Origin of the sequence: Pseudomonas sp. NDM (assembly GCF_003105095.1) — a bacterium.
Lineage (GTDB): Bacteria > Pseudomonadota > Gammaproteobacteria > Pseudomonadales > Pseudomonadaceae > Aquipseudomonas > Aquipseudomonas moraviensis_A.
Genome location: NZ_QETJ01000091.1, coordinates 1 through 19,536, shown reverse-complemented (window position 1 = coordinate 19,536; position 19,536 = coordinate 1). Strand labels below are relative to the sequence as shown.

The following is a 19,536-nucleotide window of genomic DNA, read 5'->3' as shown; positions in this document are numbered from 1 at the left end:
CGAACTCAGCAGTGAAACGATGCATCGCCGATGGTAGTGTGGGGTTTCCCCATGTGAGAGTAGGTCATCGTCAAGATTAAATTCCGAAACCCCAATTGCTAAAGCAGTTGGGGTTTTGTTTTGCCTGCGAGAAAGTTTTTCACAGCGCCATCGGGGAAATACATCCTGAAGTGGACGGCCAGTTTTGGTATGGTGCAGCTCGTTTTTTAACGGACTGATGTCCTGCCCATGGATCGGCACTCATTTATGTCGAAGAGTTGCTGTAGAAATGCCTGAACCAATCCCGATCAAGGACCATGAAAAAGAGACGCGGCTGGTCAACAAACGCTTGATTGCCTGTGCTCTGTTCGTCTTTGCCATCAGCTGTGCTCTGGTGGTGCGTCTGTATATCCTTCAGGTGGTGGAATTCGACTACCACTCGACCATCTCCGAAAATAACCGTGTGCATGTCCTGCCGATTCCGCCGACGCGCGGATTGATCTATGACCGCAACGGTGTACTTCTCGCCGACAACCGTCCCAGCTACAACCTGACCATCACCCGTGAGCGTGCAACTGACGTCAATCAGGAATTAGACGAAGTCATCAACTTGCTGCACTTGCCTGCTGAGGACCGCATGGTATTCGACAAGGCGATGAAGCAATCCCGGCATCCGTTCACACCGGTTACCCTGTTTTATGAGCTTACGGAAGAACAGATCGCCGTCCTGGCGGTCAATGAGTTCCGCCTGCCGGGCCTCGATGTCGAACCGCAGTTTGTCCGGCACTATCCCCTTGGCGCGCATTTCGCCCATTCAATCGGTTATGTCGGTCGGATCAACGAGAAAGAATCGAAGGCTCTCGACTCCGTTGAATACCGTGGTACGCAATCCATCGGTAAAACCGGTATCGAGCGCTTCTATGAAGCGCAGCTGCATGGCCATGTCGGCTATGAAGAAGTCGAAACCAACGCTCAAGGAAGAGTGCTTCGGGTGCTCAAGCACACCGACCCGGTGCCAGGTAAAAACATCGTCCTCAGCCTCGATGTGAAACTGCAGGAGGCCGCCGAAGCTGCTTTGGGCGATCGTCGTGGATCCGTGGTTGCTCTTGATCCGTCCACGGGAGAAGTGTTGGCGATGGTCAGCAACCCCAGCTTCGATCCGAATCTGTTCGTCACTGGCATCAGCTCAAAGGAATATTCCGCCCTGCGCGATTCCATCGACCGGCCGCTGTTCAACCGCGTATTGCGCGGCTTGTACGCCCCCGGTTCGACGATCAAGCCGGAAGTCGCCATCGCAGGTCTGGACGCAGGCGTCGTGACCCCGCAAACACGCGTATTCGATCCCGGCTATTACCAACTACCGGACTTCGATCACAAGTACCGCAACTGGAACCACAGTGGTGACGGCTGGGTGGATATGGACGCGGCGATCATGCGATCCAACGACACCTACTTTTACGATTTGGCGCACAAGCTTGGCATTGATCGCCTGCACGATTACATGGCGATGTTCGGCCTCGGTGAAAAGGTCTCGCTCGACATGTTTGAAGAGTCCCCCGGTCTGATGCCGTCGCAGGCTTGGAAACGCGCAACGCGGCGGCAGGCATGGTATCCCGGTGAAACCGTTATTCTGGGCATCGGCCAGGGCTACATGCAGGTCACACCCCTGCAATTGGCCCAAGCTACCGCACTGATCGCCAATAAAGGGATATGGAATCGGCCGCATCTGGCCAAATCGGTCGACGGCGTAGCGCCGGTTGACGAGCACCCGATGCCGAACATCCTGCTCAAGGATCCGCGTGATTGGGAGCAGGTCAACCACGGCATGCAGATGGTCATGCACGATGCTCGAGGCATTGCCCGAGCGGCCGCTGCGGGCGCGCAATACCGCATTGCCGGCAAAAGTGGTACGGCGCAAGTCGTGGCGATCAGGCAGGGGGAGCGCTACAACCGTGAGAAAACCCTTGAGCGCCACCGTGACAACGCCCTGTTCGTAGGATTCGCGCCGGCAGAGCATCCGAAAATCGCCATCTCGGTAATGATCGAGAACGGCGAGGCCGGGGGGCGGGTCGCAGGGCCGGTAGTCCGGCAGATCATGGATGCCTGGTTACTCGATCAGGATGGTCATCTCAAGCCGCAATACGCCGCGCCGAGCAAAGCCCCGGGCGACCCCCACGTCTAAAGCGTAGTAGCTTCATGGCACAGGCTCCAGCGGAGCCTGTGATTACGCACCGGGTACCGGGCAACTCATGTCGCCTTCCTTACATTTCAAATATTGCTTGAGCGCCTCGACACGCGTCTTGGTCATGCCCGTCAGGCAATCGCTGTAAATCAATGGATAAACACTCCCGCCCGCCACTCCTGATGCCGAAAACTTGCATTCAGAGTCGCGGAATCCAATCCATGCCCGCTGCGCGCCCACCAGCAGCTTCTTGCCGTCCGGGTTGTCTTTCAAGCGGCCGGTGATCTGCTGGTAAACCGCATTCAATTCCTTGTCTGCCGCTTTAAAGGCTTGCCCCGCACACTGATTCATTGTCGCTTGATCACTGGCATTGGCGCAGTCAACGGCGGCGTGGACGAATGGGGAAAAAACAAAGGGCGCAAAGGCCAGAAGCAGTCGTACTGACATAAGGTTCTCGCTGTACCGAATGGAAAAGTGCAAACAGTGTAGCTAGGGTTGAGTGCGTAACCTGGAAGCTTCCAGCAGGCGATCCGCAGTGGCGGCGATTTCCTCGCGTTCATGCAGCCGCTCCAGCCAGTGCTCGGGAATCGCCCGAGTGCCGTAATAAGCACCTGCCAACTGACCCACGATAGCAGCGGTTGTATCCGCATCATCACCGAGATTGGCTGCTTGCAACACCGCGTCGGCGTAGGTCTGCGTGTGGTGGAAGCACCACAACGCGGCTTCCAGCGATTGGACGCTATAGCCGCTGCCCTTGATTTCAGTTTCCCCTTTGTCGAGGTATTCACCCCGTGCGATCGCAGCCACCCCCGGCTGGGAAAGCGCTAGCAGTGGCGCCCGGCGAAGCTGGGTTTTCTCTGCACCCTCAAGGGCTCTTGCGATCAGATCAGCCAGCAATTGGCAGCACTCGATTGCCTCCGGCGCGGCATGGGTTGTGCGTGAGCTGTCGGCAGCGAAGGTCTGTATCTGTCGAACATCGGGAAAATAAAACAGCACGACGGGGGCCAGTCGCATCAGCGACCCGTTGCCAGCAGTCAACGGGTCAGTCGAGCCGGCAAAAGGCTCCCCGGTGCGCTGGTACTGTTGCAGCGCCTGGCTCACGGTCATACCGATGTCGAAACATTCACCGGTAGAACTCAGGTATCCCCATTTCCACCAATTGAGATAGCGGCCCATCTGATCAGCCGCATCGAAGCCGTTTTTGCTCAGCAGGCTCTCGGCCAGACACAGCGCCATTGAGGTGTCATCGGTCCATTGCCCCGGTTTGAGCTGAAACGGGCCACCGCCGACCATATCACTCATCGGCCGGAATGATCCTCGCGGTTGGAACTCGACCGTGGTGCCGACCGCGTCGCCGCAAGCCAGGCCTAGAAGGGCGCCGCGATAACGATCGGCTAGAGAGGGCTGCATGGTTCGTCCTTGTTTCTGCGAATTCGCTGGCAAGATAGCAGGTCAATCGGCGCTGATTACAGAGCGCAAACTACGGCAGAATGTATCTGCACGAGTCAAAGCTGCAGCGCTTCGATACAACTTCCCATTGGACATGTGGTCATACAAGCCTAGTGTTCAGAACAGGAGGTGACGTATGAAACCAGTACCTAACAGTTTCGAACGCAAAATCAAGCTCAAGGCGTCGCGTTCCCACGTCTGGCGTGCATTAGTCGATGCCGAGGCGTTTGGACAATGGTTTGGCGTGGCGCTCGAGGGGCGGCGATTCATCGCTGGCGAATGGACGCAGGGCCAGGTCACGTACCCCGGTTATGAACACGTATTGTGGAACGTGCTGATCGAGCGGGTCGAGCCGCAGCAGTTGTTTTCTTTCCGCTGGCATCCGTATGCGGTCAACCCGAAGATCGACTACTCGCAAGAGCCCACCACCCTGGTCAAGTTCGAGCTGCAGGATTTCGAGGACGGTACGTTGCTCAAGGTTTCGGAATCCGGCTTCGCCCACATCCCCGATGTTCGCCAGAAAGAGGCGTATTACATGGACAGTCGCGGCTGGGAGGAACAATTGAGCAGGCTTGAACGGTTCCTCGCTGAAAGCGCCAAGGCCCGTGAAAGCGGTAGTGCCTGACAGGTCTAAGGGTTTTCGGAAGTGTTTGTATGGCGAATGTCTTACACGCGTTGGTAGCTTTTACGACTATTGCTGATTGGATCCACTGGGTAATCTACACACATCAACTGAGACACAGGGAGTGTTTCAGGATCATGGATGATCGACCATTTGCAAGGATCGCTACCGACAGGGAGTCGATAATGGTCTTGGGAAAAACCCGCTTCGGCGGGTTTTTTTTCGTCTGCACGTAGGAGCTGCCGAAGGCCGCGATCTTTTGATCTTGCTTTTAAAGCCCAATCTCAAAAGTCGCAGCCTTCTGCACTTACGCAAATGTCACCCGTTACGAAGCAATCAACTGCCGCAACACATAATGCAGAATCCCCCCGGATTTGAAGTACTCAACCTCGTTCAACGTATCAATCCGGCACAAGACCTCGACCTTCTCCTGACGCCCGTCCTCGCGAGTAATCACCAGAGGCAGATTCATCCGCGGCGTCAACTCGACACCGCTCAGCCCCTGAATCTCGAATGTTTCCTTGCCAGTCAGATTGAGACTCTTGCGATTCTGGTCAAGCTTGAACTGCAACGGCAGCACACCCATGCCCACCAGATTTGAGCGGTGAATGCGCTCGAAGCTTTCCGCAATGACCGCCTTGACCCCCAGCAGATTGGTACCTTTTGCCGCCCAGTCACGGCTTGACCCTGTGCCATATTCCTGTCCGGCAATCACCACCAGCGGAGTGCCCGAAGCCTGGTACTTCATGGCTGCATCATAAATGGCCATTTTTTCCCCGGTGGGAATGTAGAGGGTGTTGCCACCTTCCTCGCCCCCGAGCATCTCGTTGCGAATACGGATGTTGGCAAACGTGCCGCGCATCATCACTTCATGATTGCCGCGACGTGAACCGTAGGAGTTGAAGTCGCGAGGCTCGACGCCTTTTTCCTGCAGATAACGCCCGGCCGGGCTGTCGATCTTGATATTGCCGGCGGGGGAGATGTGGTCTGTGGTTACCGAATCACCGAGCAGGGCCAATACCCGTGCGCCTTTGACATCTTTGACCTCCGGCAGGGGGCCGGAAATGTCGTCGAAGAAAGGCGGATGCTGAATGTAGGTCGAATCGTCCTGCCACACGTAAGTGGCCGCTTGCGGCACCTCGATGGCTTGCCATTGCTCATCACCGGCAAACACTTCGGCGTATTCCTTGTGGAACATCGCCGTATTGACCTGATTCACCGCCTCGGCGATCTCTCGGCTGCTCGGCCAGATATCGCGCAGATACACCGGATTACCCTGCTGATCCTCACCCAGTGGTTCGCTGCTGATATCGGTGCGCACGCTACCCGCCAATGCATAGGCGACGACCAGCGGTGGCGAGGCCAGCCAATTGGTTTTCACCAGCGGATGCACGCGACCTTCGAAGTTGCGGTTGCCGGACAGGACCGACGCGACCGTAAGATCGGCTTTCTGAATGGCTTTTTCGATCGGCTCCGGCAGTGGCCCGGAGTTGCCGATGCAGGTGGTGCAGCCATAGCCGACCAGAGAAAACCCTAGTTGATCAAGGTATTGGGTCAGCCCGGCAGCCTTGTAGTAGTCGGTGACGACTTTCGACCCGGGAGCCAGCGAGCTTTTGACCCACGGTTTGCGCGTCAGGCCTTTTTCCACTGCTTTTTTCGCCAGCAACCCGGCCGCCATCATCACGCTCGGGTTGGAAGTGTTGGTGCAGGAGGTGATCGCGGCGATGACCACGGCGCCGTTTTTCAGGCGATAGGTTTTGCCCTCGTATTCATAATCCGCTTCGCCCACCAGATCGGCATTGCCCACGGCGACGCCGCCACCGCCCTCGCTTTCCAGGCGTCCTTCTTCTTTGCTGGTGGGTTTGAATTGCAGGTCGACAAAGTCACTGAAGGCCTGCGCAACGTTCGGCAGCGAGACGCGATCCTGCGGGCGCTTAGGTCCGGCCAGACTGGCTTCGACGCTGCCCATGTCCAGCGCCAGGCTGTCAGTGAACACCGGCTCCTGACCCGGAAGACGCCACAGACCTTGAGCCTTGGTGTAAGCCTCGACCAGTTTCACCACTTCCGCTGGCCGGCCGGACAGGCGCAGGTATTCCAGGGTGACATCGTCCACCGGGAAGAAGCCGCATGTCGCCCCGTACTCGGGAGCCATGTTAGCGATGGTCGCGCGGTCGGCCAGTGGCAGGTCGGCGAGGCCGTCGCCATAGAACTCGACGAATTTGCCGACCACGCCTTTCTTGCGCAGCATCTGCGTCACGGTCAGCACCAGGTCGGTCGCGGTGATGCCTTCCTTGAGCTTGCCGGTGAGTTTGAAGCCGATCACTTCCGGAATCAGCATTGACACCGGTTGCCCAAGCATCGCCGCTTCCGCTTCGATCCCGCCGACGCCCCAGCCGAGTACGCCGAGGCCGTTGATCATGGTGGTGTGGGAGTCGGTCCCGACCAGCGTGTCGGGGAAAGCGTAGGTGCGGCCGTCCTCTTCTTTGGTCCACACGGTGCGACCGAGGTACTCGAGGTTGACCTGGTGGCAGATGCCGGTGCCCGGCGGTACCACGCTGAAGTTATCGAACGCACTCTGGCCCCAGCGCAGAAACGCATAGCGTTCGCCGTTGCGTTGCATTTCGATGTCGACGTTCTGTTCAAACGCACTGGCGCTGCCAAACTTGTCGACCATCACCGAGTGGTCGATTACCAGATCCACCGGTGATAACGGATTGATCCGTTGAGGATCACCGCCAGCCTTGGCCATCGCCGCACGCATGGCGGCGAGGTCGACCACGGCGGGGACACCGGTAAAATCCTGCATCAATACGCGCGCCGGGCGGTACTGGATTTCCCGATCGGAGCGGCGCTCCTTGAGCCAGGCAGCAAGGGCCTTGAGGTCGGCACCGGTCACGGTTTTTTCGTCTTCCCAGCGCAGCAGGTTTTCCAGCAGTACCTTTAACGACATCGGCAGCCTGTCGAGGTCGCCCAGGCTTTTGGCGGCTTCCGGCAGGCTGAAATAATGGTAGGTCGTGGCGTCGATTTGCAGGGTTTTCAGTGATTTCAGACTATCGAGGGACGGCATTACGATCACTCCTTTGAGTCCGCACGGCTACGGACTGAGGGGACGGGCAGAGCATTAAACCTAGCTCTGTTTTGAGTAGCTGGCTAATAACTGGACTCTATGGGCGGAACCAAGGTTCCGACTTCGGCTATCATGCGCCGGTTTTCGTGACAGGCATTGCGGCAACGCAAGGCTTGAGCATCGCGCAGCGGCCGAATCATCGAGCGCTGCCCAGGAGTAAGAATGAACACCCTATTCATGCATTGCCGGCCCGGCTTCGAAGGCGAAGTCTGTTCGGAAATTTCCGACCTCGCCGCCCGTCTCAACGTCGCCGGCTACGCCAAAGCCAAAACGGCCGCGGCCTGCGCCGAGTTTGTCTGCACCGAAGCCGACGGCGCCGAACGCCTGATGCGCGGTCAGCGTTTCGCCGAACTGATCTTCCCGCGGCAGTGGGCGCGGGGCTTGTTCATCGATCTGCCGGAAAACGACCGGATCAGCGTGATCCTTGCGCACATGGCCGATTTCCCGGTGTGTGGCAGTCTGTGGCTGGAAGTGGTCGATACCAACGACGGCAAGGAGCTGTCGAACTTTTGCAAGAAGTTCGAAGGCCCGCTGCGCAAGGCACTGACCGCCGCCGGAAAACTGGTGGAAGACGCCAGCAAGCCGCGTCTGTTGCTGACCTTCAAAAGCGGTCGCGAGGTGTTTCTTGGCATGGCCGACGCCGGTAACTCGGCAATGTGGCCGATGGGCATTCCGCGCCTGAAGTTTCCCCGCGAAGCGCCCAGTCGTTCCACCTTGAAGCTGGAAGAGGCGTGGCACCACTTCATTCCGCGTGATCAGTGGGAAGATCGCCTGCACAGTGACATGACCGGCGTCGACCTCGGTGCCGCGCCGGGCGGCTGGACCTGGCAACTGGTCAACCGTGGCATGCTGGTCACCGCCATCGACAACGGCCCGATGGCTGAAAGCCTGATGGAAACCGGGCTGGTCCAGCATCTGATGGCGGATGGTTTTACCTTCAAGCCGAAACAGCCAGTTGACTGGATGGTCTGCGATATCGTCGAGAAACCGGCGCGCAATGCCGCGATGCTGGAAGAATGGATCGGCGAGGGACATTGCCGCGAGGCGGTGGTCAACCTGAAGCTGCCGATGAAACAGCGTTATGCCGAAGTGAAGCGTCTGCTGGAGCGTATTGCCGATGGTTTCAAGGCGCGCGGGATCAAGGTTGATATCGGCTGCAAGCAGCTGTATCACGATCGCGAAGAAGTGACCTGCCACCTGCGTCGACACGACAGCAAAAAAGCCAAGTCCCGCTGAAGCAGCGCAAACCCTTGTGGGAGCGAGCTTGCTTGCGAAAGCGTTTTATCAGCCGACACCAATGTTGGATGAAACGGCGTATTCGCAAGCAGGCTCGCTCCCACATGGGTTGGACGATATCCGGCAATGCGCGACAATGCCGGCCAGTTTCTGGAGTAAACCATGAGCGAAATGATCAACACCCCAGTCGACGGCACCCTCGACGCCACCGGTCTGAATTGCCCGGAACCGGTAATGATGTTGCATCAGCACATCCGCGATCTGCTGCCCGGCGGCTTGCTCAAGGTGATCGCCACCGATCCCTCGACCAAGCGCGATATCCCCAAGTTCTGCGTGTTTCTTGACCATGAGCTGGTCAGCCAGCACGAAGAGGCCGGCACCTATCTGTACTGGATTCGCAAGAAGTCCTGACTCAGGGCAAAAAAAGACCTGCTAATGCAGGTCTTTTTTTATGGGTGATCAACCCGCCGAACGACTGATTCGAATCCGCTTGCGTGCACTGCGCGTCAGACGGATCGAGAGCATCAGCGCTGCGCAGCTCAGACCGACGATCAACCCCTGCCACAGGCCGCTCGGGCCACGTGGCGCGCCGAGCCAGTCGGTCAGGCCCAACGCGTAACCGACCGGCAAACCAATCCCCCAGTAAGCGAACAGGGTCAGGATCATCGTCACGCGAGTGTCCTGATAACCACGCAACGCGCCGGCAGCAGTCACCTGGATCGCATCGGAAAACTGGAACAGCGCCGAATACACGATCAGCATCGCCGCGATGTGAATCACCGTCGGATCGGCGGTATAGATCGCTGCAATTGGCTCGCGCAGCAACAGCATCAGACTCGCCGACAGGCAGGCGTAGGCCAGGGCGGTGCCCATGCCGACTCCGGCGGCAAAACGCGCCTCCCGCGGTTCTTCGCGGCCCAATGCCTGTCCGACACGCACGGTGACCGCCATGCCCAGCGAATACGGAATCATGAACACCAGCGAGCTGACGTTCAGTGCAATCTGATGCCCGGCCACCACCGTCGCGCCGAGGCTGCCGATGAGCAGCGCGATCACCGCGAAGATGCTCGATTCGGCAAACACCGCGATGCCGATCGGCAAACCAATCGACAGCAGACGCTTGATTACCGTCCACTGCGGCCAGTCGAAGCGGCTGAACAGCTCGCTCGAACGATAGGCCGGCGCCCAGCGTTCGTAACCGGCCAGACCCAGCGCCATCATCCACATCACGATTGCCGTGGCCCAGCCGCAGCCGACGCCGCCCATGGCCGGCACGCCGAAGTGACCATAGATGAAGATGTAGTTCAGCGGGATGTTCAGCGCCAGACCGCACAGGCCCAACACCATGGCCGGGCGGGTGCGGCCAATGCCGTCACTGGTGCAACGCAACACGTGATAGAAGGCCACCGCCGGCAAGCCGCTGGCGATGCCGTGCAGGTATTGCATGCACGGGCCGATCAGCTCTGGGTCGACCTTCATCAGGTGCAACACCGGTTCAGCGGCGACCAGCATCGAGGTGGCGATCAGTCCCACCACCAATGCCAGCCACAGCGCCTGACGCACGATCGGGCCGATCTCGCTGTGCTTGCCGGCGCCGAAACGTTGCGCCACTTTCGGCGTGGTGGCGAGCAGAGTGCCGGTCATCAACAGAAACACCGGCACCCAGATCGAGTTGCCCAACGCCACCGCCGCCAGATCCTTAGGCCCGACGCGCCCGGCCATCACCGCATCGACGAAGCCCATGGCCGTGGTCGCCAGTTGCGCGATGATGATCGGCAGGGCCAGGGCGAGCAGGTTTTTCAACTCCAGGCGAATCCGCGCAGGGCGGGTCAGGGAGACGGCGACAGGTTGGTCAGTTACAGGGTTCACAGGCAAAGCGTCCAGAAAGTAGTGATGCGCGAGGCGGGGCATTCTACGCCGCTGACGCCCCGGTCAGGAAAAATCCTCTGTTGCGTATTTGTAAACGCAAAGCCTGCTGGCTGATCGACGCGTCTGCACCTAAACTGCCGATCCGCCCAAGGAGCCCGCCATGCTGATTGTTGCCGATGAAAATATCCCGCTGCTCGACGCCTTTTTTGCCGGTTTCGGTGAAATCCGCCGGGTCCCGGGCCGCTCCATTGACCGTGCGACGGTCGAGCATGCCGATGTGTTGCTGGTGCGTTCGGTGACCAACGTCAACCGCGCGCTGCTTGAGGGCAGCAAGGTGCGCTTTGTCGGCACCTGCACCATCGGCACCGACCACTTGGATCTCGATTACTTCAACGAGGCCGGGATTACCTGGTCGAGCGCGCCGGGATGCAACGCTCGGGGTGTGGTCGATTACGTACTGGGCAGTCTGATGACACTGGCCGAAATCGAAGGCGTTGATCTGAGTCAGCGTACCTACGGCGTCGTTGGCGCCGGTGAAGTCGGTGGTCGCTTGATCAAGGTGCTGAAGGGCTTGGGCTGGAACGTCAAGGTGTGCGATCCGCCGCGTCAGGCTGCCGATGGCGGCGAATATGTCAGCCTCGAGCAGATCATCCAGCAGTGCGACGTGATCAGTCTGCATACGCCACTGACCCGTAGCGGCGACGATGCAACGTGGCATCTGTTCGATCAACAGCGTCTGCGGCAACTCAAGCAGGGTGCGTGGCTGATCAACGCGGCGCGCGGCCCTGTGGTGGACAACGCAGCGCTGCGTGAGGTGCTGCTCGAGCGCGAAGACTTGCAGGCAGTGCTCGATGTCTGGGAAAAGGAGCCTGAAGTCGATGTTGCGCTGGCCGAACTCTGTGTATTGGCCACGCCACATATTGCCGGTTACAGCCTCGATGGCAAGCAACGCGGGACTGCGCAAATCTATCAGGCTTACTGCGCGTTCATCGGGCAGCCCGCAGATATCCAGCTCAGTGATCTTTTGCCGGCAGCGTGGCTGTCGGAAGTTTCCCTGCACGGCGGCAGTGACCCGGCGTGGGCGCTGGCGATGTTGTGCCGTGGCGTGTACGACCCGCGCCGCGATGATGCGGATTTCCGCCGCAGTCTGGTGGGAAATGTCGCTGAACAGCGTGCGGCGTTTGATGTGTTGCGCAAGCAATACCCGGTGCGGCGCGAGATCGAAGGGCTGAAGGTGCGGATTGAAGGGGATGCGCCGGCGTTGCGGCAGATTGTCGAGGCGCTGGGGGCTGTGGCTGTCTAGAAACCGAAGCGGCTCATTCGCGAGCAGGCTCGCTCCCACAGGGGATCTTCACTGAACATCCGATTTGTGTGGGAGCGAACCTGCTCGCGAAAGCGGCACCCCCGATCCTGAATTGCAGACAGAAAAAACCCGGCCAATCAGGGCCGGGTCAGGAAGACGGTGGCTATATCACTCTTGTTCGGCAGGCTTGACCAATCGCTTCTCCAGTTCGCGGCAAGCGTCCTGGATCATGTTTTCAGTGATCGGTACTTCGCGGCCCTGTTCATCGATAATCGAGCAACCCAGAGACTGGTCGGGTTGGGTGCGGATCACTTCAATCTTGTCTTCGCTGCTGTGTTGCAAGGACATGGCCTGTCTCCTCATCAGGTTGTGTGCCTAAGTTAAAACCGCCACGTGACCAGGCTGTGACAACTCCCTGCGGTCTGTCGGCGGGCGGCATCTCTACTCAAACAGAAATGACCGCTCGTCTCAACCGCAACCTTAGACCAATCGTTTCTAGCATCCGGACATCCCGGGCATATTTAACCTGACTCATTGTGATTTACAGAGTTCCACCCCATCTGAGTCTGTAGGCTGGCCCGATCCATTTGCGCAGACGTGAACTCCATGATCTCCATGCTTTCTTCCCGACACCGGCGCGCCCTGCGCCTGACCAGTCATTTTCTCCTTCCATATCGCTGGCATGCCTTCGGCGCGTTACTCGCGCTGATCGTCACGGCCGGCATCACCTTGTCGATGGGGCAGGGCATCAAGTTGTTGGTGGATCAGGGCTTCATGACCCGATCGCCGCATCTGCTCAATCAGTCCATCGGCATTTTCATGCTGCTGGTGCTCGGGCTGGCGCTGGGCACTTTCGCCCGTTTCTATCTGGTGTCGTGGATCGGCGAGCGGGTGGTCGCCGACATTCGTCGCCAGGTTTTCAACCATCTGGTGTATCTGCATCCGGGCTTTTATGAGGACAACCGCAGCTCGGAAATCCAGTCGCGCCTGACCGCCGACACCACGCTGCTGCAATCGGTAATCGGCTCGTCGCTCTCGCTGTTCCTGCGCAATTTGCTGATGGTGATCGGCGGTGTGGTGTTGCTGTTCATTACCAACCCCAAACTCACCAGCATTGTCGTGATTGCGCTGCCGCTGGTGATCGCGCCGATCCTGATTTTCGGCCGCCGCGTGCGCAATCTGTCGCGCCAGAGCCAGGACCGCATCGCCGATATCGGCAGCTACGTGTCGGAAACCCTTGGCCAGATCAAAACCGTGCAGGCCTACAACCACCAAGTGCAGGACGAGCAGCGTTTCGCCTCGACCGTCGAGCAGGCGTTCGAAACTGCGCGAAAACGGATTTTCCAGCGGGCGTGGTTGATCACTCTGGTGATCGTGCTGGTGCTGGGCGCGGTGGCAGTGATGTTGTGGGTCGGCGGCATGGACGTCATGGCCGGGCGCATCTCGGCCGGGGAGCTGGCGGCGTTCGTGTTTTACAGCCTGATTGTTGGCAGCGCATTCGGCACATTGAGTGAAGTCATCGGCGAGCTGCAACGCGCTGCAGGCGCCGCTGAGCGCATTGCGGAACTGCTGCGTTCGGAAAACATCATCCAGCCACCGCTGACCGGACTGGTCACTTTGCCAGCCCGAGTCAAAGGTGAGCTGGAGTTGCGCGATGTGCGCTTTTCCTACCCGTCGCGTCCAGAAAGCTACGCAGTCGATGGTTTGAATCTGACGGTCAGGGCGGGTGAAACCCTGGCGTTGGTGGGACCGTCCGGCGCGGGCAAGTCCACGGTCTACGACCTGTTGCTGCGCTTCTACGATCCGCGCGAGGGCCAGATTCTGCTGGATGGCGTGCCGCTCACCAGCCTCGATCCGCTGGATCTGCGCCGCTGTTTCGCACTGGTCTCGCAAACCCCTGCGCTGTTCTTCGGCAGTGTGGAGGAGAACATTCGCTACGGCTGCCCAACCGCCACGCTGGAGCAGGTCAAGGAAGCTGCGCGAATCGCCCACGCCCACGATTTCATCGAGCAAATGCCTGATGGTTATCAGACTCATCTGGGCGATGGCGGCCTCGGGCTGTCAGGCGGTCAGCGCCAGCGCCTGGCCATTGCTCGCGCCCTGCTGGTGGACGCGCCGATCCTGCTGCTGGACGAAGCCACCAGCGCCCTCGACGCACAGAGCGAGCATCTGATCCAGCAAGCCTTGCCAACGCTGATGGAAAACCGCACGACCCTGGTCATCGCCCACCGGCTGGCCACCGTGAAGAACGCTGATCGAATTGCAGTGATGGACCAAGGCAAGCTGGTCGCGGTGGGGACGCACCAGGAATTGATCGCCAGCAACCCGCTGTACGCGCGCCTGGCGGCGTTGCAGTTCAATGATGGCGATGAGACGAGCAAACGGGACTGATACATCGCGCCTACATCGGGCATCATGACGAACTGCATGATTGCTGGGATGAGGATATGAGTCGTTATCAGCCGCCGCTGACCCTGACTGCACGAATGATTACCTTGATCGCTGACATCAGCGAACAGATAGGTCAGCTCTTGGCTGTAGACGACAGCAGGCAGACGCCTCAGCTCCGTCGAAGCAATCGAATCCGCACGATTCAGGCGTCGCTGGCTATCGAAAACAATACACTGAGCGTTGAGCAGGTCACCGCGGTCATTGCCGGACGCAGAGTCCTGGGGCTGCCCAAAGAGATACAGGAGGTCCACAACGCTTTCGCGGCTTATGAGTTGTTGGCCGCTTGGAATCCGGCCAGCAAGGCTGATCTTTTGCGGGCCCACGAGCTATTGATGAAAGGTTTGATCGAAGAATGCGGGCAACTTCGCCGTACAGGCGTTGGCATCTATCGAGGTGATCAGTTGGTGCACATGGCGCCGCCCCCGAGCCGGATTGCGGATCTGGTCGATGACCTCTTGGCATGGCTTGGCTCATCTGATTGGCATCCGTTGATCATCAGTTGTGTCTTCCATTACGAATTCGAGTTTATTCATCCTTTCGCGGATGGAAATGGGAGGATGGGGCGTCTCTGGCAAACGCTGATTCTCAGTCAGTGGCGACCGGTGCTTGCCTACCTGCCAGTTGAGGCGGTTATCCGAGATCAACAGGACGCCTATTACGCTGCGCTCTCGACAGCGGACCGGACGGCAGAATCGACGCCGTTTGTTGAATACATGCTGCAGGCGTTGAGCCTTGCACTGCGCGAAGCCGTCGAAAGCGAGTCTGTGACCGACCCAGTAAACGACCTAGTAACCGACCCAGTAAAGAGGCTGTTGCTAACGTTGGAAAACCGAGCGCTGAAAACCAGCGAGCTAATGGGCGAGTTGGGCCTTAGACATAAAGCAACGTTTCGATCCAACTACCTTAAACCCGCGCTGGTAGCGGGATTTGTAAAGATGTCGGATCCTCAAAGCCCGAACAGTCCAGTTCAGAAGTATTTGCTCACCGAAACGGGCAGGCTCAAGATTGGGCTGGCGAAAAGATAGATCTGCAGCAAAAAAAATGCCCGCATCGCGTGCGGGCATTTTTTGAAAAGCCAGATCAAAAGATCGCAGCCTTCGGCAACTCCCGCCTGACCGGGATTACCGGTTATTGATCATCAAAGTACCGCTCATGCCAATCCACCAGCGGTTGCGGCGAGTTGAGCTTTTGACCGTAGATCACCGAGTACGACAGCACGTTCTGCACGTATTGCCGGGTTTCGTCGAACGGGATGCTTTCCACCCAGACGTCGAAGCTCAGGTGATCGGCGCCGCGCAGCCACTGACGCACGCGGCCGGGGCCGGCGTTGTAAGCGGCGGAGGCGAGCACGCGGTTGCCGTTGAACTGGCTGTGTACCTGGCTGAGGTAGGCCGCGCCGAGCTGGATGTTCTTGTCTGGATCGAGCACTTGCTGGGGCGAGGCCAGTGGAATGCTGAACTTGCGCGCGGTCTCCTTGGCGGTGCCGGGCATCAATTGCATCAGACCGCTGGCGCCGACGCCGGAGCGTGCATCGTCCATGAAGGCGCTTTCCTGCCGGGTGATAGCGAACACCCAGCTCGAATGCAGCCCACGCACCTTGGCTTCGCGCACGAGGGTATCGCGGTGAGCCATCGGGAAGCGGATGTCCAGATCGTCCCAGTACTGTGCCTGACTGATGGTGCGAATCGCCGGGAAGTACCACTTCAGGTCGTAGGCCAGTTTGGCCTGGGCGACCATTTCATCGCGGTTGAAATGACGGCTGACGTGATACCACTCGCGACGCCCGTCAACGATCTGGCCGCGTGCATGAAACTCCAGCGCGCGGCGTACGCCCGGGGTGTTACGCACTTTATTGATCAGCGCCTGGCTGAGCACCAGTGGCTTGTTGTTCAGCGAGTAAGGCGACTGCGAGCGGTCTGCGGCGAGGAAGCCATAGAAGTCCCGTTCCCGCGCCAGATTCTTGTACAGGGTCAGCGCTTGCGGGTTCTGCGGCTGGGCCAGTTCCAGGCTGCGCGCCTGCCAGTAGCGCCAACGGTTGGTGGTAGCCAGATCTTGCGGCAGGCGTTTGGTCAGTTCGTAGGCATCGTTCCAGCGTGCCAGACGCAGCAGCAGGCGCAGGCGCCATTCCGAGACGGTGTTGTCGCGCAGCTCGGGATCGTATTTGGTCATTACGTCCAATGCGCGGCTGTCGAAACGGCGGGCCAGGGTCAGGCCGATCTCACGGGCGATCGCGACTTTTTCATCACGAGAAAAATGCATGCTGCTGGCGTAACCGTCGAGCAAGGCCATGGCCTTGTCCGGGTCCTGCCTGGCGAGGCGACGCAGGCCGAGGCTGACCACGTCGGACATCGGCTCGTCGGCCGGGGCGAAGCGCGACGGCTGATTGAGCAGTTCGGGTTTCTGCGCCACGTCGACCAGCAAACGACCGCGCGGGGCGAGGGTGGTCAGGCCGTTGATCAGACTGTTGGCCAGCGGATAATTGCGTGCTTGCGCGGCGAGCTTGGTGCGCTCCCAGCGTTTCTGCTCGGTGAGCTGGCCGTCGGCAGCCCAGATGCCGAACAAGGCATCACAGGCGGCCGGTTGCGACTTTCCGGTGAGCCAGAGCTTTTCCGCGCTGGCATAGCCTTCGGCTTTCTTGTCGTGGCTGATCTGGTACTGCGCATTGAGGCAGTCGAGCTCGGTGAAATTCAGCTTCGGATCGTAGTACTTGACGAAGGTCGCCCAGTCGCCGCGGTCCGCGAGCCAGCGCAACCAGCGCAGTTTCATCCAGTTGGCTTGCGGCAGGTCGCCGTGTTCGGCGAGGAATTTCTCGATCTCCGCATTGCTCGCCGTCTTCAGGCGCGCTGTCAGTTCGTCGTAGGCCAGGTACGGTTCCAACGGATAATCGGCTAGCGCCTGGCTGTAGCGGAAATACGGGCCGGTATCACCCTTGGCAAGGGCGCGTTTGGCTTCATCGTAATACTGGCGTTGGGTGGAAAGGTCCACCGCCTGGACGGATTGAGCGGCAGCGGCGGTGAGTAACAAGCAGGACAAAACACTGAGAAGGCGACTGCGCATGAGACATCCGGGCAGAGAAATCATGACAAGTGCTGACCGAAATCCGCACTGAATTGCCTGTAGCTTAGCCTTTTGCCAGCAAGCGGCGAAAGCTTTGCGAGCCTCGCTGCACAAGTTCGCAACAAATGTTGTGCAGAGTGCTTCGACCGACAAATTGCCGGCCTGCTGAAGCCCCAAGTCGGGTAGAATGCGCCCCCGGTTTTTGGAGAAGCTCATGACCCTGCTCAAATTCAGCGATGTGTCCCTTGCGTTCGGCGCTATGCCGTTGTTGGACAAGGTATCCTGGCAGATCGCCCGTGGAGAGCGGGTGTGCATCATCGGCCGCAACGGCACTGGCAAATCCAGCATGATGAAACTGGTCAAGGGCGATCAGAAGCCCGATGACGGCTCGGTTTGGCGTGCCCCCGGTCTGAAAATCGGCGAATTGCCGCAAGAATTGCCGGTGGCCGACGACCGGACGGTATTCGATGTGGTGGCTGAAGGCCTCGACGGCGTCGGCGCGTTGCTCGCCGAATATCATCACTTGAGCCAGAACATCGTCACCGACGCCGACCTGGACAAGCTGATGCACGTCCAGCACGACCTCGAAGCCCGTGACGGCTGGCGCTTGCAGACCCTGGTCGACAGCACCCTGAGCCGCCTGCAACTGCCGGCCGACAAGACCCTCGCCGAGTTGTCCGGCGGCTGGCGTCGTCGGGTGCTGCTTGCGCAGGCCTTGGTGTCCGAGCCGGACCTGCTGCTGCTCGACGAACCGACCAACCACCTGGACATCGGCGCGATCGCCTGGCTCGAAGAGGCACTGAAGGATTTCCAGGGTGCCGTGCTGTTCATCACGCACGACCGTTCCTTCCTGCAAAACCTCGCCACGCGCATTCTCGAACTGGATCGCGGCGGCCTGATCGACTGGAACGGCGACTACGCCAGTTTCCTCGTGCACAAAGAGGCGGCGCTGGCCGCTGAAGAAACCGCCAACGCGCTGTTCGACAAGCGTCTGGCTCAGGAAGAAGTGTGGATCCGTCAGGGCATCAAGGCCCGGCGTACCCGTAACGAAGGCCGCGTGCGTGCGCTGAAAGCCCTGCGCGTCGAGCGCAGTGAGCGTCGCGAGCGTACCGGCAAAGCCAACATTCAGCTGGAAACCGCCGACAAGTCCGGCAAGCAGGTGATGGTGCTCGAGAACGTGAGCTTCGCGCATCCGGGCGGGCCGTTCCTGATCAAGGACTTCTCCATGGTCCTGCAGCGCGGCGACCGTATCGGTCTGCTCGGCGCCAACGGTACCGGCAAGACCACACTGCTGAAGCTGATGCTCAGCGGTCTGCAACCCACCAGCGGCAAAGTCGAAGAGGGCACGCGCATCGACGTGGCCTACTTCGACCAGTTGCGCCATCAGCTGGATCTGGAAAAAACCGTGATCGACAACGTCGCCGAAGGTCGCGACTTCATCGACATTGACGGGCAGAGCCGCCACGTGCTGAGTTACCTCGGCGACTTCCTGTTCAGCCCGCAGCGTGCGCGCACGCCGGTCAAGGCGTTGTCGGGTGGTGAGCGAGCGCGTCTGTTGCTGGCGAAGCTGTTCAGCAAACCGGCCAACCTGCTGGTACTCGACGAACCAACCAACGACCTCGATGTGGAAACCCTTGAACTGCTCGAAGAAGTGCTGCTGACCTTCAACGGCACCGTGCTGATGGTCAGCCACGACCGGGCATTCCTCGACAACGTGGTGACCAGCACTCTGGTTTTCGAAGGTGAAGGCAAGGTTCGAGAATATGTCGGCGGCTACCAGGACTGGATCCGTCAAGGCGGTTCGCCGCGCCTGCTGGGCGTGACTGAAAGCAAGTCGGGCAAGGCGGATCTCAACTCGGCAGTGGTTACCGCTGAACCTGCTGTGGTTGCTGCGCCAGCCGCTGCTGCACCGGCTGCCAAGAAGAAGCTGAGCTACAAGCTCCAGCGTGAGCTGGAAGCCTTGCCGGGCGACATCGACGCCAAGGAACAGCAGATTGCGGCGGTTGAGGCGGAAATGGCTGAAGCCGGTTTCTATCAGCGTCCGCCGGCGGAAACGGCCAAGGTGATAGCTTCGCTGGAGCAACTGCAGGCCGAGCTGGATGCGTTGGTGGAGCGTTGGGCCGAGCTGGATGCCTGATTGATCCTGATATGAAAAAGCCCGGCGCTTAGTAATGAGCGCCGGGCTTTTCATATGTAATGCGATAAAGGATGAATCAAATTACCTGTGGGAGCGAGCCTGCTCGCGAAAGCGGTGTGTCAGG

General features: G+C 59.3%; 14 protein-coding genes. 8 read left to right on the top strand and 6 right to left on the bottom strand.

Annotated elements, in window-relative coordinates; all coding sequences use genetic code 11:
* Nucleotides 1-268: 268 nt before the first annotated feature.
* A complete protein-coding gene (gene mrdA / locus DCO47_RS17840) occupies nt 269-2,161 on the top strand; it encodes a penicillin-binding protein 2 (RefSeq protein WP_116658589.1) in 1,893 nt (630 codons plus the stop codon).
* Between the two features lie 42 nt (nt 2,162-2,203).
* Here mrdA and DCO47_RS17835 read toward each other — a convergent pair whose 3' ends face one another.
* Complete coding sequence (locus DCO47_RS17835) at nt 2,204-2,608, bottom strand: lysozyme inhibitor LprI family protein (RefSeq protein ID WP_116658588.1); 405 nt, start codon at nt 2,606-2,608, stop codon at nt 2,204-2,206.
* Nucleotides 2,609-2,650: 42 nt separating this feature from the next.
* The gene (locus DCO47_RS17830; RefSeq protein ID WP_064365375.1) at nt 2,651-3,571 is read right to left on the bottom strand and encodes an ADP-ribosylglycohydrolase family protein; all 921 of its coding nucleotides are present in this window, start codon (nt 3,569-3,571) and stop codon (nt 2,651-2,653) included.
* Nucleotides 3,572-3,746: 175 nt separating this feature from the next.
* Here DCO47_RS17830 and DCO47_RS17825 point away from each other — a divergent pair, with 175 nt between their 5' ends.
* The gene (locus DCO47_RS17825) at nt 3,747-4,235 is read left to right on the top strand and encodes an SRPBCC family protein (protein WP_064365374.1); all 489 of its coding nucleotides are present in this window, start codon (nt 3,747-3,749) and stop codon (nt 4,233-4,235) included.
* A 322-nt stretch (nt 4,236-4,557) separates the two neighbouring features.
* On the opposite strand, the gene acnA is transcribed toward DCO47_RS17825, so the two are convergent.
* Nucleotides 4,558-7,299, bottom strand: a complete 2,742-nt coding sequence (gene acnA, locus DCO47_RS17815; RefSeq protein ID WP_065615870.1) for an aconitate hydratase AcnA — start codon at nt 7,297-7,299, stop codon at nt 4,558-4,560.
* Nucleotides 7,300-7,521: 222 nt separating this feature from the next.
* Here acnA and rlmM point away from each other — a divergent pair, with 222 nt between their 5' ends.
* Both rlmM and tusA read left to right on the top strand, forming a co-directional pair.
* Nucleotides 7,522-8,595: a 23S rRNA (cytidine(2498)-2'-O)-methyltransferase RlmM gene (gene rlmM / locus DCO47_RS17810; protein WP_116658587.1), complete on the top strand. Its 1,074-nt coding sequence runs from the start codon at nt 7,522-7,524 to the stop codon at nt 8,593-8,595.
* A 162-nt stretch (nt 8,596-8,757) separates the two neighbouring features.
* On the top strand, nt 8,758-9,006 hold the full coding sequence (gene tusA / locus DCO47_RS17805) for a sulfurtransferase TusA (protein WP_116658586.1): 249 nt from the start codon (nt 8,758-8,760) through the stop codon (nt 9,004-9,006).
* Nucleotides 9,007-9,054: 48 nt separating this feature from the next.
* On the opposite strand, the gene DCO47_RS17800 is transcribed toward tusA, so the two are convergent.
* Nucleotides 9,055-10,464 carry an MATE family efflux transporter gene (locus DCO47_RS17800; protein ID WP_116658590.1) on the bottom strand — a complete coding sequence of 470 codons (1,410 nt, stop codon included), beginning with the start codon at nt 10,462-10,464 and terminating at the stop codon, nt 9,055-9,057.
* 160 nt (nt 10,465-10,624) lie between these two features.
* Between DCO47_RS17800 and pdxB the strand changes: the two genes are divergently transcribed.
* Nucleotides 10,625-11,767, top strand: coding sequence for a 4-phosphoerythronate dehydrogenase PdxB (gene pdxB, locus DCO47_RS17795; RefSeq protein ID WP_116658585.1), 1,143 nt, complete (start codon nt 10,625-10,627; stop codon nt 11,765-11,767).
* Nucleotides 11,768-11,935: 168 nt separating this feature from the next.
* On the opposite strand, the gene DCO47_RS17790 is transcribed toward pdxB, so the two are convergent.
* Nucleotides 11,936-12,115, bottom strand: a complete 180-nt coding sequence (locus tag DCO47_RS17790) for a PA1571 family protein (protein WP_042609025.1) — start codon at nt 12,113-12,115, stop codon at nt 11,936-11,938.
* Nucleotides 12,116-12,373: 258 nt separating this feature from the next.
* Here DCO47_RS17790 and DCO47_RS17785 point away from each other — a divergent pair, with 258 nt between their 5' ends.
* Together DCO47_RS17785 and DCO47_RS17780 are read left to right on the top strand one after the other, a co-directional pair.
* On the top strand, nt 12,374-14,158 hold the full coding sequence (locus DCO47_RS17785; protein WP_165839212.1) for an ABC transporter transmembrane domain-containing protein: 1,785 nt from the start codon (nt 12,374-12,376) through the stop codon (nt 14,156-14,158).
* A 56-nt stretch (nt 14,159-14,214) separates the two neighbouring features.
* Complete coding sequence (locus DCO47_RS17780) at nt 14,215-15,243, top strand: Fic family protein (RefSeq protein ID WP_065615875.1); 1,029 nt, start codon at nt 14,215-14,217, stop codon at nt 15,241-15,243.
* 103 nt (nt 15,244-15,346) lie between these two features.
* Here DCO47_RS17780 and DCO47_RS17775 read toward each other — a convergent pair whose 3' ends face one another.
* On the bottom strand, nt 15,347-17,275 hold the full coding sequence (locus tag DCO47_RS17775; RefSeq protein WP_116658583.1) for a transglycosylase SLT domain-containing protein: 1,929 nt from the start codon (nt 17,273-17,275) through the stop codon (nt 15,347-15,349).
* Between the two features lie 214 nt (nt 17,276-17,489).
* Between DCO47_RS17775 and DCO47_RS17770 the strand changes: the two genes are divergently transcribed.
* Nucleotides 17,490-19,412: an ATP-binding cassette domain-containing protein gene (locus DCO47_RS17770; RefSeq protein WP_116658582.1), complete on the top strand. Its 1,923-nt coding sequence runs from the start codon at nt 17,490-17,492 to the stop codon at nt 19,410-19,412.
* The last annotated feature ends 124 nt before the right edge of the window (nt 19,413-19,536 follow it).

Bases quoted from the DNA above. Each gene is read 5' to 3' on its own strand.
- DCO47_RS17830 (WP_064365375.1), bottom strand. From the start codon at position 3,571: ATGCAGCCCTCTCTAGCCGATCGTTATCGCGGCGCCCTTCTAGGCCTG.
- acnA (WP_065615870.1), bottom strand. From the start codon at position 7,299: ATGCCGTCCCTCGATAGTCTGAAATCACTGAAAACCCTGCAAATCGAC.
- DCO47_RS17775 (WP_116658583.1), bottom strand. From the start codon at position 17,275: ATGCGCAGTCGCCTTCTCAGTGTTTTGTCCTGCTTGTTACTCACCGCC.
- DCO47_RS17780 (WP_065615875.1), top strand. From the start codon at position 14,215: ATGAGTCGTTATCAGCCGCCGCTGACCCTGACTGCACGAATGATTACC.
- pdxB (WP_116658585.1), top strand. From the start codon at position 10,625: ATGCTGATTGTTGCCGATGAAAATATCCCGCTGCTCGACGCCTTTTTT.
- DCO47_RS17785 (WP_165839212.1), top strand. From the start codon at position 12,374: ATGATCTCCATGCTTTCTTCCCGACACCGGCGCGCCCTGCGCCTGACC.
- DCO47_RS17790 (WP_042609025.1), bottom strand. From the start codon at position 12,115: ATGTCCTTGCAACACAGCAGCGAAGACAAGATTGAAGTGATCCGCACC.
- DCO47_RS17825 (WP_064365374.1), top strand. From the start codon at position 3,747: ATGAAACCAGTACCTAACAGTTTCGAACGCAAAATCAAGCTCAAGGCG.
- DCO47_RS17835 (WP_116658588.1), bottom strand. From the start codon at position 2,608: ATGTCAGTACGACTGCTTCTGGCCTTTGCGCCCTTTGTTTTTTCCCCA.
- mrdA (WP_116658589.1), top strand. From the start codon at position 269: ATGCCTGAACCAATCCCGATCAAGGACCATGAAAAAGAGACGCGGCTG.
- tusA (WP_116658586.1), top strand. From the start codon at position 8,758: ATGAGCGAAATGATCAACACCCCAGTCGACGGCACCCTCGACGCCACC.
- rlmM (WP_116658587.1), top strand. From the start codon at position 7,522: ATGAACACCCTATTCATGCATTGCCGGCCCGGCTTCGAAGGCGAAGTC.
- DCO47_RS17770 (WP_116658582.1), top strand. From the start codon at position 17,490: ATGACCCTGCTCAAATTCAGCGATGTGTCCCTTGCGTTCGGCGCTATG.